Genomic DNA, 16,176 nt, shown 5'->3' with positions numbered 1-16,176 from the left:
GTCCATGCCGACCAGGTAGAGCAGCATCAGCAGCACCACGCCGCCGAACAGGGCCCAGGGGGCGATCTCGCGCAGCGGGATCGGGGCGGGGACGGCGAGGGTGCCGGGGTGAGCGGCGGCGGCCTGGGTCATGGCGCTCCTTGGTCATCTGAACGAATGCTCAGATGTGAGTATTTGTCCGTGCAGCGGAGCTGTCAAGACCCGCATCCGAGGGTTCGGTACGGCCGAGCAGGCTGCCCAGGCGAAGTCGTCGGGTTACGTCGTGCAAGTGGCCGGATCCGGATGGTGCGGCCAGGACTGTGAGTACCTAGAGGGCAAGCATCGCCGCTGCGACTTCACCGGCGACCGCAGCGGGGATCGCCGTCGAGGCCCGTTCGAGTACGAGCAGCCGCGCACCGGGGATCTCGCGGGCGAGCGCTTCGCCGTTGCCAACGGGAAAGAAGGGGTCGTGACGACCGTGCACCACCAGCGCCGGCATCGCGAGCTCGGCCAGCCGCTCGCGCCAGCGCGGCGTGCAGTCGAGCCTGGCGAACACCATGCCCAGCTGGTTGGCCATCTGCACCGCGGGCACCGTGCTCGGCGCGCGGTCCCACTTGCGCTCGGCGGCAGCGCGGGCAGCGGCGGGATCGTCGCCGAGGATCTCAGCGCCAACAGCGACAAACTCCGCCACCGCGTCGCGGTCGGACCAGTCGGGCATCGAGCGCGAGAAGAGACGGCCCATCGTCGCCGCGTCATGGTCGGACAGGTCGTCATCGACCGGGCCGGGGGCGACGGGTCGCGTTCCGGCGAGGGTGAGCGCGGAGAACGCGTCCGGGTGGTCGAGCGCGGCGACCTGGGCGACCATCCCGCCGACGCCGATGCCCGCCAGGTGTGCCGGCCGGTCGTCGAGTTCGCGGGCGAGCGCTGCCGCGTCGGCGGCAAGGTCGCGCAGCGTGTACGCCGGAGCTTCCGGATCGACGGTCAGCGACGCGCCCGAATCGCGCAGGTCGTACCGCACGACGTGACGCCCGCCGCGCGCGAGGGCCTCGCAGAGCTCGTCGGGCCAAGAGAGCATGGTCGTGCCGCCGGCGCACAGGACGAGCGGTGCCGCCGCGTCGCCGAACTGCTCGATCCCGAGCGTGACGCCGTTCGTCTCGACCGTCGTCACGCCCCCGCCGTCGCGATGCCGCGGCCGGGACGTGTGGAACGAGTGGGTCGCCGGATGCATCGTGTCCTCCAGGTCTGCATCGCTGGACCGGTGACGCCGGATGCGGCGGCCCAAGGGCGTCCCGATGGCCTGTGTTGCGCCGAACGTGCCCGTCCATGGTTGGTTTCTCGACGATGGACTACTGACCGGGCGAAAACTCATCGAACAGTCCTCATGGAGACCGCCTCCGGCCGCGGTGACGGGCGCTCTGCGCGGGCCCAGGGTCGTCATCGTGGTTGCGCGAGCTACCTCCCGGACTTCTCCATCCCATCCCTCGGGCTTCTCACCCGGCCAGTGGCTCGGACGGGCGGTCTTCGCGCCGCGGAAGCGTCTCATCAACTCCGAGCAGCCATTGGGTCTACGACCATGAGGCTGGCTGGCGCAGCCCCGTTGGAAGCGTGGTTCGGCTGTTGCCGAGGGTAACGTCGAGCTGCTGATGGGTCAGGCCTTCAGCCCCGCCGAGGCTGGCCCCGCCCAGGTTCGCCCCGCCGAGGCGGGTCTTGGTCAGGTTCGCCCCGCCGAGCCAGGCTCCGGTGAGGTTTGCCAACCTGAGATTGGCCTCGGTCAGGTTCGCCATGCCGAGCTGGGCTTCGGTCAGGTTCGCCTCGATGAGCGCGGCTCCGGTGAGGTTTGCCCCGAGGAGCAAGGCCCCGGTGAGGTTCGCTCCTTCGAGCCACGCTCCGGTGAGGTTTGCCCCGCTGAGGTCGGCTCGGGTCACCCCAGGTCGACCGGGTAGCCGGCCGAGCACAGTGAGCGCTGCCTGTACGTCGCTCCCCAGTTTCACGTGCTGTGGCGAGATCGGAGGATGGGCTGTCCGGGGGCGTCGGCGTCGTGATGCGGCTCCAGCCCTTGCCGCGACCTCGCCTCCGTACGAGGGCTGTGTGGCGGGCCGCATCCGCTGGACGGGGGCGGTGTGTTCTCGGACGTAGGCGCTGAGCACCTCGACGATGGTCGGGTGGTCTCGTGTCGAGTCCACGGCGATTCGCTCCAGGGCGTAAATGCCGCCGAGGCGGATGTCGAGCTTGTCGTCGCCAAGCTGCTCAACAGCTTTGGTGTAGCGATCGGTCAACTGGCCTTGCTGCGCCAGCCTGTAGGTGCGGGTGGTGAGCGCCAAGCTGCCGAGCGCCGCCAGTCCGGCGAGCCCTGCGATCATCCCGGTGCGGGTCGTCGCTTCGACGCCGGCTCGGTTCGCTGGGTCGGGCACGTAGCCGTACAGTGCCTGCGGCACCCACCAGACGGCCCACGCCGTCAGCACGGCCAGCCCAGCGACCGCTACGGCAACGGACGCCCACAGCAGTGCTCGCAGTGCCTGTCGTCGTACGTGTCTCCTCGGCATTGCACGGTTCTACCGGGCCGCAGAATGTCTCGGCAGCGGAACGACCTTTCAGTACGGTTCGCGGTCCCTTCAGACGGGCGTGGCGAGCAGCTCGCCGAGGTGCTGGTCGATCTGCGGCATGTAGGTCGGCGCGACGCCGAAGAGGGCGAGGTGCCCCAGGACGTCCTGGACGACCCGCAGCTCGCTGCCCTTGATCCGCTCCTGCTCGGCGCGGCAGTCGCGGACGGGGAAGAACATGTCCTCGTCGACGGGCATGACGAAGGTCTTCGCGGTGATGCGGCCCAGCGCCGCGTCCAGGTCGCCGCCGGTGTGCCGGGCGACGTCGCCGCGCTGCCACTTCCAGGCCATCGCCAGCAGGTCGTTCGGGTCCATGACGGTGAAGTAGGGCTCCAGGAAGCCCGCGATGAAGGCTTCCTTGCTGTCGAACTCCAGGGCGCGCCAGACCTCCTGCTTCCAGAACTCGGTCGAGAAGCCCATGACCGCCCAGATCCCGGCGTGCCGCTTCAACCCGGCCTCGACCTCGGTGTTCGAGGTGTAGTCGCCGCCGTTGAAGCCGGGGTCGGAGGTGATGGCCTCCACCAGGGCCTTCGTGTAGAGGAAGTCGTGCGGGGTGTTCTGCGCCGTCCCGGCGATCGGGGCGGCGCGCAGGACCTTCTCCGGGAACCGCACCGCCCACTCGTAGGTCTGCTGGGCGCCCATCGAGCCGCCGACGACGAGCTGCAGCTTCTCGATCCCGAGGTGTTCGCGCAGCAGCCGTTCCTGGGCGACGACGTCGTCGCCGATGCGGACGTGCGGGAACCTCGACATCGCGATCTCGGCGTTCGCCCCGTCGGCGTTGTGCGGGGAGGTCGACAGGCCCGAGCCGATCTGGTCGATGCACACGATGAAGTAGCGCTCGGGGTTCAGCGCGTGGTCGGGGCCGACGTAGACGTCGCGCCAGATCTGGTGGGTGCCCGAGTACCAGGTGGTGATCAGGATCGCGTTGTCCTTGGCGTCGTTCAGCTCGCCCCAGGTCGTGTAGGCCAGGCGGCAGTCCGGGATGACGCCGCCCTCCTCCAGCTCCAGCCGTCCGATCGAGGCGATCTCGTAGTCACCGTGGAACTCGGGGCTGTAGAAGGGGTTGTCGACCATGACGGACTCCTGTCGAGGCTCTCGGCGGCGGGTGCGGCCAGCGTGTCCGATGTTCCGCACCGCGAGATGTCCCAAAGTCGGACACCGCGCGCGGCCGCCCGGTGGCGCAGGATGTGACGGGGAGCACAAGGAGGTGACGTCGTGGACGACCTCGCCGATCGGCGGTTCCTGCTCGCGGCCGCCCGTGCCGAGTTCCTCGACGGTGCGGACGCCCGGCTGCGCGGCGTGCCCGATCACGTGGCGGCGTCGTGGCGGCGCAGCGTCTCCAGCGGGGTCCGGCCCGACGTCGTGAACAGCGACTACCACACCGACCTCGACTTCGACTCGCGGCTCGTGCGGTGCGCTCGACCGGTGATCGACCAGCTCGTGGAGCAGCTCCACGACCTCCCCGTGTGCGTCGCGCTGACCGACGAACGCGCCCGGCTGCTCGCCCGCCGCGACAGCAGCTCCTGGTTCGGGCGGATCGCCGACCGGGTGTACTTCGCGCGAGGTTTCGACTACGCCGAGGGCGCGATGGGCACCAACGGCGTGGGGACGGTGCTGGAGTTCGGCGAGTCCGTGCACATCGTCGGAGCCGAGCACTTCGTCGACGCCCTGCAGCCCTTCGCCTGCGCGGGCGCGCCCGTGCGGGACCCCCTCACCGGCCGGATCGCGGGCGTGCTGGACATCAGCTGCCTGAGCGATCACTCGACGCCGCTCATGCGCTCGCTGGTGCGCTCCGCGGCGGCGCAGATCGAGCACAACCTGCTGACCGACCGCGACCTCGCCCAGCGAGCGCTGTTCGACCTCTACGCCCGTCTCGACGCGCGCAGCAGGCAGGCCGTACTGGCCGTCGGGCAGCGCACCGTGGTGGCGAACGCGCCGCTGCAGAACCTGCTGGTCCCCGACGACCGGGAGGCGTTGCAGGACCACGTGCGGTTCCTGATGCAGCGCAGGCCGACCGTGGACGACCGGGTCGACCTGCCGTCGGGCGCGCGCGTGCGGCTGCGCGGGTCGACGGTGACGGTCGGTGACGACGTCGCCGGGATGGTCGGCGTGGTCACCATCCTGGACGAGACCGACGTGGTCGACGTCGCCGGGCCCGCTGTCAGCGCGCCGCGGGGCGGGCGGCAGCCGTCGATCCGCGTCGACGCCGTGCCGTCGGCTCCGGTCCCGGGCAGCGCCTGCCCCGCCCTGCGGTCCGCCGCGGCGACCGTCGAGTCGTCGTTGCTGGCCGGCTCGTCGGTACTCGTCATCGGCGAACCGGGATCGGGTCGGTTCACCCTCCTCGCACAGGTCCACCGGCTCGTCCATGACGGGGGCCGCGCGGTCGCCCTCGAGGCCGAGCAGGTCGAGGCCGCGCCGCAGGACGCGGTCGCCCGGCTGCGGCGCTGCGCGACCGGCCCGACGCTGCCCGTCCTGCGCGACATCGACCGGCTGACCGCCGGCACCGTCGAGATGCTGGTGGACGCGCTCGCCGACGAGCCCGGGAGCCCGGTCCTCGCGGCGACCGCCGGGGAGCTGCGCCGCGTGGGGCCGGAGCACAACGCCCTGCTGTCCTGGTTCGGGGCGTCCACCGCGGTGCCCGCGCTGCGCAACCGCTCGAGCGACCTCCCCGCGCTGGTGGGGTCGCTGCTCGCCGAGCTGGCCCCGCACCGCGAGGTGCGGCTGTCCCGGGAGGCGATGCGGCTGGTCGGCCGCTACGGCTGGCCCGGCAACGTGCGCCAGCTGCGGGAGGCGCTCGCCGCCGCCCTGCGCCGGCGGCCGGTGGGCTGCATCGAGCCGGGCGACCTGCCCGAGTACTGCCAGAGCATGCCGCGCGGCGAGCTGCGCGCCGTCGACCGGGCCGAGCGCGACACCATCGTGGCCGCACTGCGCGAGGCGGGCGGCAACCGGGTCACCGCGGCTGCGGCGCTCGGTCTCGCCCGCTCGACGCTGTACCGCAAGATCCAGCGCTACGGCATCACCGACTGAGCCGCCGCAAGACGTCCGATCCTGGGACACCTCGCCCCACTGGGACACCGCCCATGCTGGAGCCGTTCGTGAGACAGATCCCGACGGAGGTGCACGACGATGACGTCCGCGACCGAGACCGCGACGCCGAGTACGGGCGGTGTCCTCGAGCTGGATGCGATGGTGCTCGGCACCGGTGTGGCCGGGCTGTACCAGCTCCACCAGCTGCGCGAGCAGGGGCTGCGCGTCCGCGCCTACGACGCCGCGTCCGACGTCGGCGGGACCTGGTACTGGAACCGCTACCCCGGCGCGCGCTTCGACAGCGAGTCCTACTGCTACCAGTACCTGTTCGACGAGAAGCTCTACAAGGACTGGAGCTGGAGCGAGAAGTACCCGGGCCAGCCGGAGATCGAGCGCTGGCTGCATTACGTCACGGACCGGCTGGACCTGCGCCGCGACATCCAGTTCGGCACCCGGATCGTGAGCGCCCACTTCGACGAGGGCCGCGGCCGCTGGACCGTCCGCACGGACGGCGGCGAGACGATCGACACCCAGTTCTTCATCACCTGCGCCGGCATGCTCTCCGCCCCGATGGAGCGGCTCTTCGAGGGCCAGGACAGCTTCCGCGGGCCGATCTTCCACACGTCCCGCTGGCCGAAGGAGAAGGTCGAGCTCGCCGGCAAGGCGGTCGGCGTGGTGGGCATCGGCGCCACCGGCATCCAGGTGATCCAGACCGTCGCCTCGCAGGTCGGGCACCTGACCGTGTTCGCCCGGACCCCGCAGTACGTGCTGCCGATGAAGAACCCGAGCTACGGCGAGGCCGAGCACGCCTGGTACAAGAGCCGCTTCGAGGAGATCAAGGCCACCATCCCGTACACGTTCGCGGGCTTCGACTACGAGTTCGAGCACACCTGGGCCGACTGCACCCCGCAGCGACGGCGGGAGATCTTCGAGGAGTGCTACGACTCCGGCTCGTTCCGGCTCTGGCTCGCCGGCTTCGCCGAGATGTTCTTCTTCGAGGACGTCAGCGCCGAGGTCTCCGAGTTCGTCGCTCAGAAGATGCGCGACCGGCTGCGGGACCAGCGGCTGATCGACATCCTCGTGCCCACCAAGAACGACTACGGCTTCGGCACCCACCGGGTCCCGCTGGAGCGCAACTATCTCGAGGTCTACCACCGCGACAACGTCGACCTCGTCGGCGTGCGCAACAACCCGATCACCCGGATCGTCCCGGAGGGCATCGAGCTCGCCGACGGCACCGTGCACGAGCTGGACGTGATCATCCTGGCCACCGGGTTCGATGCCGGCACGGGTGCGCTGGCCGCGATCGACATCCAGGGCCGCGACGGTCGCGCGCTGGCCGACGACTGGGGTCGAGACATCCGCACCACGATGGGGCTGATGGTGGAGGGCTACCCGAACATGCTCACCACCGCGGTGCCCCTGGCGCCCTCCGCGGCGCTGTGCAACATGACCACCTGCCTGCAGCAGCAGACTGAGTGGATCAGCGACGCGATCCGCGCACTGCGAGCCGACGGCAAGACGGTGATCGAGCCGACCGTGGAGGGCCAGGACGCCTGGGTGACCCACCACGACGAGCTCGCCAACGCCACGCTGGTGCCGAAGACGGACTCCTGGTACATGGGCTCCAACGTCCCGGGCAAGCCGCGCCGCCTGCTGTCCTACATCGGCGGGGTGGGCACCTACCGCGGCAAGTGCGACGAGGAGGCCGCCGCGGGGTACCCGGCCTTCCGCCGGAGCTAGCGGCGTAGGTCTCGACGGCGCGTCGGCGCACTGCACGGCCGTGGCCATGGCCGTGCAGTTGGCCGGGCGCGAATCCGGCCGCTCGTGCAGGGAAATGCTGGCACATGTCTCGGGGTGCTCGCACATGCCGTCGGCGGTGTGTGCGGGCGCCTGGCGGTGTGTGTGGGTGTCCGCACGTGTCCGCACGTGTGTGCCAGGTCCGTGCGCGCGGCCGGACCCTCACGGCAGGACGATGTCGAAGTCCGGGTCGCCGGGCTGCAGGACGCCGAACAACGTGGCCAGCTGGCTCTCGTCACCGTCCGCGGCCAGACCGGCGGCGCGGGCGGCGCCGATGTCGCCGCCCGCGAGGGCGATGAACGCCGCTGCGGGAACGGTGAGGGTGAGGGCGACCGGCTTGTTGCTTCCCTCGACGTGGGTGAGGACGCCGTTGCGCAGGGTCATCCGGTACGACGTGCCATGGTCGGGGAGGTTCCAGCCGATCGCGAGGTCGAGGTCCCAGGCCTTCGGCCCGTCGACCTGGACGGCGAGGGCGTCGAAGAGCATCTCAGGGCTGAGGTGGGAGACGATGTCGGCCGACGCGGTCGCGGTCGGGGTGCCGAAGTTGCCGGTGCGCAGCTCCATCGCCGCGGAGAGGAACTCGCAGCGCCACGTGCCGTTCTCGGAGCCGTAGCCGAGCCGTTCGAAGGTGTCCGCCAGCAGGCTCCTGGCCGCGGCGTGGTCCGGCTCGGCGAACACGACGTGGTCGAGCACCTCGGCGGCCCAGCGCAGCTCGCCCGCCTCGACGCAGCGGCGGGCCTTGGCCACGACCTCGTCCGCCCCGCCCATGAACTCGACGTAGCGCGTCGCGGCTTCCTCCGGCGGGAGCTTCCACAGGCGGGCCGGGTTGCCGTCGTACCAGCCGAGGTAGCGCTGGTAGATCGCCTTGACGTTGTGGCTGACCGAGCCGTAGTAGCCATGGGTGTGCCAGGCCCGCTCCAGGGCGGGCGGCATCTCGATCATCTCGGCGATCTCGGGCCCCGTGTAGCCGCGGTTGAGCAGGCGCAGGGTCTGGTCGTGCAGGTAGGCGTAGAGATCGCGTTGCACGCCGAGGAACTCGACGACGTTTCCGGTTCCCCAGGTCGGCCAGTGGTGGGAGGTGAACAGCACGTCGGACCGGTCGGCGAACATCTCGATCGCCTCGGTGAGGTAGTGCGCCCAGATGTGCGGGTCGCGCACCTGCGCACCGCGCAGCGTGAGGAGGTTGTGCAGCGTGTGGCAGGAGTTCTCCGCCAGGCACAGCGCACGCCTTTCGGGGAAGTAGAAGTGCATCTCCGCGGGTGCCTCGGTGCCGGGGGCCATCTGGAACACCATCCGCACCCCGTCCACGGTCATCTCCTGACCGGTGGTCGTGATCGTGACGGTCGGGTCGATCAGCGTGATGGTGCCGGTCGACGTGGTCTGGCCCAGCCCGGCGCCGACCCCGCCCCGCGGTCCGCGGGGCAGCGCGGCACCGTACATGTACCCCGCGCGCCGGGCCATCGCCGTGCCGGCGTAGACGTTCTCCGAGATCGCGTGCTCGAGGAAGCCCTCCGGGGCGATGATCTGGACCCTCCCGGCGTCCACGTCCGCCTGCGACACGACCCCCTTCACGCCGCCGAAGTGGTCGACGTGGCTGTGGGTGTGGATCACGGCGACGACCGGCCGGTCGCCGCGGTGCTCCCGGTACAGCGCCAGCGCCGCGGCCGCGGTCTCGGTCGAGATCAGCGGGTCGATGACGATCACGCCGGTGTCGCCCTCGATGACGCTCATGTTGGACAGGTCGTAGCCGCGGATCTGGTAGATCCCGTCGGTCACCTCGAACAGGCCCTGCCTGGCGCACAGGATCGACTGGCGCCACAGGCTCGGGTGCACGGTGTCGGGCGCCTCGCCGGTGAGGAAGCTGGTGTACGACCCGTTGTCCCAGACCACCTCGCCGGAGGCGTCGCGGATCACCGACCGACCTGCCGCGACGAACCCCCGCTCGGTCGCATCGAAGTCGGCGGTGTCGCCGAACGGAAGGGCGGTGAGATCGGTCGTCGACATGCTGCGTGTCCCCCTGGATGAGGTCCGTCGGGTCGTCGTCGCCAGACTCGCACCCCGTCGCCGGGGCCTGACTCACACGTTGCGGATGAGCCGGCATGGGCCGGTGGCTCCGTCCCCGTGGTGGTGGCACACATCCGGTGGTGGTCACACACAGGGTCGGCCGTGTGTGTGACCGCCCGTGGGTGTGTGTCGCCGCTCGCACGTGTGCGTGATCGTCGGCGGGGCCGGGCCCCGCGACGACCTCGCGCCCGGGCCCCGCGACGACCTCGTCGCCCGGGCGCTGCGGCGGGAACCCTGCGGGCCAGCATGACGTTCACTTCTTGAACGTCCGGCGCGGATGCGCTTGTGTGGTGTCACGTCCGGCGGTCCGCGCCGGACGCGGCCAGTACCGTCTGTCTGCGGCCGTTGATCTGCCGGGGCCGGTGCCGGGGCGGGAGTGCCGAGGAGGGCGAGGGGATGAGCGGGCAGGCTGCGGCCGATCGGCCCGGCTCGCAGGGCGCGCTGCGCCGGGCGAACCGCGCGCGGATCCTCGGCGAGCTGCGCCGCGGCCGCACACCGACCCAGGCCGACCTGGCCAGGGAGACCGGGCTCGCCCCGGCGACCGTGTCGAACATCGTCCGCGACCTGCTGCGCGACGGGATGGTCGCCGTGGACGACTCGGGCGGGCGCCGGATCCTGCGGCTGAGCCCGGCGGGCAGCGGCCTCGCCGCGAGCATCGACTACGGCCACCGGCACGTCATGGTCGCCCTCGCCGACGCCGAGGCCCGGATCATCGCCGAGCGGCGCGCCGACCTGGCGCAGGACCTGCCCGCCGAGCAGGGGCTGGCGGTCGCCGCCCGCCTGCTGCACGAGGTGCTGGCCGAGGCGGGTGCGGACCTCGGGTCGCTGGCCGGGATCGGGATGGGGCTTCCGGCGCCGATCGACAGCCGGACCGGCACCGTCGGCTCGCCGACGATCCTGCCCGGCTGGGTGGGGCTGCCTGCGGCGACGCTCGCCGGAGCGGCGTTCGGCCGCCCGGTCACGGTGGACAACGACGCCAACCTCGGTGCCCTCGCCGAGCTGCGCTGGGGCTGCGGGGCGGGGACGGCGAACCTCGCCTACCTCAAGCTCTCCGAGGGCGTCGGCGCCGGGCTGATCGTCGACGGGCGGCTGTTCCGGGGCCCGAACGGCACCGCGGGCGAGATCGGCCACACCACGGTCGACGAGTTCGGCGCGCTGTGCCGCTGCGGCAACCGCGGCTGCCTGGAGACGGTCGTGGCGGCGCGCCGGGTGGTCGACCTGCTGCGCCCGGTCGTCGGCCGCGAGCTCTCGATCGGCGAGGTGGTCGCCGCGGCGCGCAGCGGGGACCGGGCGTGCGCCCGGGCGATCGGGGACACCGGCCTGCAGGTCGGGCGCGCCGTCGCAGACCTGTGCAACCTGGTGAACCCGGAGATGATCATCGTCGGCGGCGAGCTGGCCCAGGCGGGCGACCTGCTGTTGGCGCCGATGCGGCAGGTGATCGCGCGCTGCGGCGTCCCGAGCGCCGTCGACGGCATCCGCCTGACGACCGCCACGCTCGGCGCGCGGGCGCACGTCCTCGGCGGCATCACGCTCGCCTTCGAGTCCGCCGCGGCGCTCGGCTGACCGTGCATCGGATTGATCTACAAGGTAGATACATCTGAGCGTCATACGACTGGACGATTGTTCATAAGTTAACCAGTGACTACCGTCACGGTTCGACGCGCGATGCGTCACTCACTCATCCGCTGCGCGCCCGGGGGCGTCGCCTGCAGTCGCGCACGGGCCGGCCCGGACGGGAGCCCGAGCGGATGCCCTTCGCCGTGCGACCGGCCAAAGGAGGCCTGCCCGATGAGCGAACACGGTCCGATCAGCGACGAACCGTCGGTGTTCGACGACGACGAGGAGGGCACCGGCCGCGGCGTGATCCGGATCGCGTCGGTCGCCGCACTGGGCGGGCTGCTGTTCGGATACGACAGCGCGGTCATCAACGGGGCCACGAGCTCGATCAAGCAGGTGTACGACATCGGCGACGGCCCGCTGGGCTTCGCCGTGGCGTCGGCCCTGCTCGGCGCCGCCGCAGGCGCCATGTCGGCGGGCCGGATCGCCGACCGGATCGGCCGCCTGCGGGTCATGAAGATCGCGGCGGTGCTGTTCCTCGTCAGCGCCGTGGTCACCGGCATCGCGCCCAACCTCGAGGTGCTCATCGCCGGCCGGGTGATCGGCGGCGTCGGTGTCGGGATCGCCTCGGTGATCGCCCCCGCCTACATCGCCGAGACCTCGCCCGCCCGCATCCGCGGCCGGCTCGGCTCGCTGCAGCAGCTGGCCATCGTGCTCGGCATCTTCCTGTCACTGCTGGTGGACTGGGTGCTCGCCGAGCTCGCCGGGGGCGCGGCCGAGGAGCTGTGGCTCGGCATGGCGGCCTGGCGCTGGATGTTCCTGTGCATGGCGCTGCCGGCCGTCGTCTACGGCGTGCTGGCCAACACGATCCCGGAGTCGCCCCGCTTCCTCATCGCCCGCCACCGCATCCCGGAGGCGCGCAAGGTGCTCTCCGCCCTGCTCGGCGAGAAGAACCTCGACATCAGGATCAACCGGATCCAGCAGACCCTGGACTCGGCGACCAAGCCCTCGTGGCGCGACCTGCGGCGGCCGGGCGGCGGGTTGTGGCCGGTCGTCTGGGTGGGCCTCTTCCTGTCGATCTTCCAGCAGGCCGTCGGGATCAACGTCATCTTCTACTACTCCAACGACCTGTGGCAGGCGGTCGGGTTCGCCGAGAGCTCCTCGTTCGGGATCAGCGTGTTCACGTCCGTGGTCAACATCGCCACCACCATCGTCGCGATCGCGCTGGTGGACCGCATCGGCCGCAGGCCGCTGCTGATGATCGGTTCGGTCGGCATGGCCGTCTCGCTGGGTGCGATGGCCGTCTGCTTCGCCACGGCGGGGCTGGACGCCGAGGGCAAGCTGATGCTCGTCGGCGCCGCAGGCCCGGTCGCCCTGGTCGCGGCCAACGTGTTCGTGATCGCGTTCGGCATGTCGTGGGGCCCGGTGGTGTGGGTGCTGCTCGGCGAGATGTTCCCGAACCGCATCCGGGCCGCGGGGCTGTCGCTGGCCGCGGCGGGGCAGTGGGCCATGAACTGGGTGATCACCGTGTCGTTCCCGGTGCTCGCCGGCTTCTCGCTCGGCGTCGCGTACGGCCTCTACACGACCTTCGCCGTGCTCTCGCTGCTGTTCGTGCTGCGGTTCGTGCAGGAGACCAAGGGCCGCCAGCTCGAGGACATGGACACCGGCGTCAGCTCGCCGACGGTGTCGCACCCCAAGCCGGCCTGACAGGAGGCTCCGATGCCGATCCCCGTTCCTCCCCGCGCGCACGGCCGTCCGGGACGCAAGGTGGCCGTCCTCGGCCCGATCCCGCGCGACCACGTCACGACCCACCGCGGCGAGGTCTTCGACAAGTACGGATGCGTGCTCTACACCACGGCAGCGCTCTCCGCGCTGCTCGGGCCGCAGGACGTGGTCGTCCCGGTGGTGCACGTGCGGCGACGCGACGAGCAGCCGATCAAGGCGCTGCTCGGCCACCTCCGCAACGTCGATCTGTCGATGATCCGCTCGCACACCGACCGGGGCGACGAGATCGACCTGACCTACGTCGACCAGAACGTCCGCCACGAACTGCAGTCCGGCTTCATGCACCCGATCGTCCCCGACGACGTCGAGCCGGTCGTGGACGCCGACGCCTTCGTCTGCGTGCCGATCACCGACTACGAGGTCCCGGCGCCGACGCTGGCCTACCTGAAGGCCCACGGCACCGGCACCGTCCTGCTCGACGCGCACGGACCGACGGTGAGCCTGACCCCCGGCGGGATCCGGGCGCGCCGGCTGTGGATCGACCGCGACGCCTGGCTGCCCGACGTCGACATCCTCAAGATGAACCTGGAGGAAGCCGGCTGCAGCTGGTTCCCGCCGCCCGGGGGCGACCCCGCCCGGATCGGCGAGCCGCTGCCCCGCGAGCAACTGCCCGAGTTCGCCGCGCACTGCCTGCGCCGGGGCGTGAAGGCCGTCTGCGTGACGCTCGACGAGGACGGCTGCGCCCTCTACTTCAGCGGGCCCGACGGCGCCCTGCAGGAGCACCTCGTGCCGCGGATCCCCGTCCCCACCGTCGTCGACACCACGGGGTGCGGCGACTCGTTCGCCGCCGGCATGGCCTTCGGCCACCTGGAGTTCGGCGACTTCGTCGCGGCCGCGCAGTACGGCAACGCGATGGGCGCGCAGCGCGCCTCCGGCTCCGACCTGAGCGTCTACCGCGACCTGCCGCGCACCACCACGCAGATCCGTGCGGCCTACGGCACGGTGGGGGCGGCGTGAGCAGGCCCGATCCGGCCTGGTCGATGACGGAGTGCGGCTTCGACCGGGACCGGGCGAGCTACCACGAGACCGTCCTCACCGTGGGCAACGGCCGGCTGGGCACCCGCGGCTCGCTCGAGGAGGGACACCGCGGCGCGCTGTCGGGTACCTACCTGGCCGGGGTCTACGACGCCCACGACGCGCCGGTCATCGACCTGGTGAACGCCCCGGACTGGCTCGACACCCGGGTCGAGGTCGACGGGCTGGCGCTCGACGTGGACTCCGCGGAGGTGGTGGACCACGAGCGGACGCTGGACCTGCGGACCGGCCTGCTGCACCGGAGCACGGTGTTCGCCGGGCCGGACGGCAGCCGGACCCGGCTCACGACGACCAGGCTGGCCAGCATGGCCGACCGGGACCTGTGCGCGCTGCGCGTCGCGGTCACCCCGCTCGACCGCGCGGCCACGGTGGTGATCGTCACCGGGATCGACGGCCGCCGTCACAACCTGGACCGGCTGCCGCACTATCCGAGCGGCCTTGCACCGCCCCCGGAGCGACGCTGGGACAAGTGGGCCCGCTCGACCCACCTCGCCACCGCGGCCCGGGGCGTCACCGGCGACGGGGAGACCGGCTTCCTCGTCGCCGACACGATCGACAGCGGGATCCGGATCGCGTACGCGTGCGCCGTGCAGCCGGTCGTCGCGCCGGACCGGCACGGCTGGCTCTCCGAGCACGGACGGGTCGCGCGGCGGCTGGAGTTCGCCGTCGCGGCCGGGGCGACGGTGGTCGTCGACAAACTGGTGGGCGTGGCCACCTCCCGGGACCCCGGGACGACCGGGGAGCCGCTCGGGAGGGCCACCGCGACCGTGGCGGCGCACCGGGCGGGCGGGTTCGACGGCGCCGCCCGCGACAGCGCGGCGGCCTGGGACCTGCTCTGGCGCGACAGCGAGCCGCGCATCGTCGGGCACGACAAGGACGCCTTCGCCCTGCGCTTCGGCGTCTACCACCTGCTGATCGCGGCGAACCCGGACGATCCCACGGTCAGCATCGGCGCGAAGTCGATGTCCGGGGAGGGCTACCGGGGCCACGTGTTCTGGGACTCGGAGATCCTGCTGCTGCCGTTCTACGTCTACACGCAGCCGCGGACGGCCCGCGCCCTGCTGGGCTACCGGTACCACACCCTGCCCGGTGCGCGGGAGCTGTCGGCCGAGCACGGCACGCGCGGCGCGCGCTACGCCTGGGAGTCGGCCGACACCGGGCGCGAGGAGTGCCCGCTGTGGACCCCGGACGGCACCGACCGCTTCTGGACCCGCGACGAGGAGATCCACGTCTCGGCCGACGTCGCCTACGCGATCGCCGAGTACGTCGCGGTCACCGGCGACGAGCGCCTCCTGCTCGACGCGGGCGCGGAGATCCTCTTCGAGACCAGCCGCTTCTGGGTGTCGCGGCTCGAGGAGCGCGACGACGGCACGCTCGGGCTGAGCGACGTGATGGGCCCCGACGAGTTCCACAGCCACGTCGCGGAGAACGCCTTCACCAACCGGATGGTGCGCTGGCACCTGACCGAGGCGGTCGCCGTGCACCGGCGGCTGGCCGAGACGGCGCCGGACCGGCTGGCGGAGATCGCGGCGACGATCGGGCTGACGGCCGGGGAGGTCGCCGGCTGGGAGCGGGCGGCAGCCCGCGTGCGTGCGGTGGCCGACCCGGACGCGGGCGTCATCGAGCAGTTCGAGGGCTACTTCACCCGCCGCGAGCTGCCCATCGAGAGCTGGGACGACAACGACATGCCGCGCTACCCGCGGGGCTACCACCACTTCAACCTGGAGGACACGACGCTGCTCAAGCAGCCCGACGCCGTCATGCTGATGTACCTGCTGCCCGACGAGTACTCGCCGGCCACCCAGCTCGCGAACTTCGAGTACTACGAGGCGCGCACGCTGCACAAGTCGTCGCTGAGCCCGTCGATCCACGCGATCGTCGGCCTGCAGGTGGGCGACGCGACCCGAGCGGTGCAGTACTTCGAGCGCTCGGCCTACGTCGACCTCGACGACAACCAGGGCAACACCGCCGAAGGCATGCACATCGCCGCCGCCGCCGGGACGTGGCAGGTCGCGGTGCACGGCTTCGGGGGCATGCGCAGGCGGGGCGGGCGGCTGACCTTCGGGCCGCGGTTGCCGCAGCGGTGGGAGCGCCTGCAGTTCACCGTGCGCTGGCGGGGTCACGCGCTGGAGGTCGATCTCGGCCACACCGAGTCGACGTTCATCCTGCGCGCCCCCGACGGCGTCCGCGAGGAGATCGTGGTGGCGGGCGAGCCGCTGGAGCTGCTCGCCGGCCACCCCGCCACCGTCAAGACCGCGCCGCCCGCGTGAGGTGGTGGCAGCCACCGGATCCGGTCGAGTCCCGTCCCGACGACATCAACCAGGGAGCC

The 16,176-nt window shown here is 71.7% G+C and carries 10 protein-coding genes; 6 read left to right on the top strand and 4 right to left on the bottom strand.

What is annotated here, in order from left to right:
- Positions 1–307: 307 nt before the first annotated feature.
- From AB7J25_RS20335 to AB7J25_RS20325, 3 genes are all read right to left on the bottom strand, one after another.
- Positions 308–1,147, bottom strand: a complete 840-nt coding sequence (locus AB7J25_RS20335; RefSeq protein ID WP_428511170.1) for an alpha/beta fold hydrolase — start codon at positions 1,145–1,147, stop codon at positions 308–310.
- A 397-nt stretch (positions 1,148–1,544) separates the two neighbouring features.
- The gene (locus tag AB7J25_RS20330; RefSeq protein ID WP_428511169.1) at positions 1,545–2,414 is read right to left on the bottom strand and encodes a pentapeptide repeat-containing protein; all 870 of its coding nucleotides are present in this window, start codon (positions 2,412–2,414) and stop codon (positions 1,545–1,547) included.
- Between the two features lie 177 nt (positions 2,415–2,591).
- A complete protein-coding gene (locus AB7J25_RS20325) occupies positions 2,592–3,653 on the bottom strand; it encodes an alpha/beta fold hydrolase (protein WP_428511168.1) in 1,062 nt (353 codons plus the stop codon).
- Positions 3,654–3,794: 141 nt separating this feature from the next.
- Between AB7J25_RS20325 and AB7J25_RS20320 the strand changes: the two genes are divergently transcribed.
- The gene (locus tag AB7J25_RS20320; protein ID WP_428511167.1) at positions 3,795–5,606 is read left to right on the top strand and encodes a sigma-54-dependent Fis family transcriptional regulator; all 1,812 of its coding nucleotides are present in this window, start codon (positions 3,795–3,797) and stop codon (positions 5,604–5,606) included.
- 99 nt (positions 5,607–5,705) lie between these two features.
- Positions 5,706–7,349 (top strand): flavin-containing monooxygenase, encoded by a 1,644-nt coding sequence (locus AB7J25_RS20315; RefSeq protein WP_428511166.1) that lies wholly within the window; start codon positions 5,706–5,708, stop codon positions 7,347–7,349.
- Between the two features lie 219 nt (positions 7,350–7,568).
- Here the strand turns inward: AB7J25_RS20315 and AB7J25_RS20310 are convergent, their stop codons facing one another.
- Positions 7,569–9,410, bottom strand: a complete 1,842-nt coding sequence (locus AB7J25_RS20310) for an alkyl/aryl-sulfatase (protein WP_428511165.1) — start codon at positions 9,408–9,410, stop codon at positions 7,569–7,571.
- A gap of 456 nt (positions 9,411–9,866) precedes the next feature.
- On the opposite strand from AB7J25_RS20310, the gene AB7J25_RS20305 reads away from it, so the two are divergent.
- The 4 genes from AB7J25_RS20305 to AB7J25_RS20290 all read left to right on the top strand — a co-directional run bounded on the left by AB7J25_RS20305 (position 9,867) and on the right by AB7J25_RS20290 (position 16,117).
- Positions 9,867–11,033 carry an ROK family protein gene (locus tag AB7J25_RS20305; RefSeq protein WP_428511164.1) on the top strand — a complete coding sequence of 389 codons (1,167 nt, stop codon included), beginning with the start codon at positions 9,867–9,869 and terminating at the stop codon, positions 11,031–11,033.
- Positions 11,034–11,258: 225 nt separating this feature from the next.
- The gene (locus AB7J25_RS20300) at positions 11,259–12,734 is read left to right on the top strand and encodes a sugar porter family MFS transporter (RefSeq protein ID WP_428511163.1); all 1,476 of its coding nucleotides are present in this window, start codon (positions 11,259–11,261) and stop codon (positions 12,732–12,734) included.
- 12 nt (positions 12,735–12,746) lie between these two features.
- Positions 12,747–13,769, top strand: coding sequence for a carbohydrate kinase family protein (locus tag AB7J25_RS20295; RefSeq protein ID WP_428511162.1), 1,023 nt, complete (start codon positions 12,747–12,749; stop codon positions 13,767–13,769).
- On the top strand, positions 13,766–16,117 hold the full coding sequence (locus AB7J25_RS20290; RefSeq protein WP_428511161.1) for a glycoside hydrolase family 65 protein: 2,352 nt from the start codon (positions 13,766–13,768) through the stop codon (positions 16,115–16,117). The genes AB7J25_RS20295 and AB7J25_RS20290 overlap by 4 nt, the downstream gene beginning before the upstream one ends.
- The last annotated feature ends 59 nt before the right edge of the window (positions 16,118–16,176 follow it).

It is taken from the genome of Pseudonocardia sp., from assembly GCF_050246655.1.
GTDB lineage: Bacteria > Actinomycetota > Actinomycetes > Mycobacteriales > Pseudonocardiaceae > Pseudonocardia.
The sequence above is the reverse complement of the archived record's forward strand: the minus strand, read 5'-3'. Positions and strand labels throughout refer to the sequence as shown.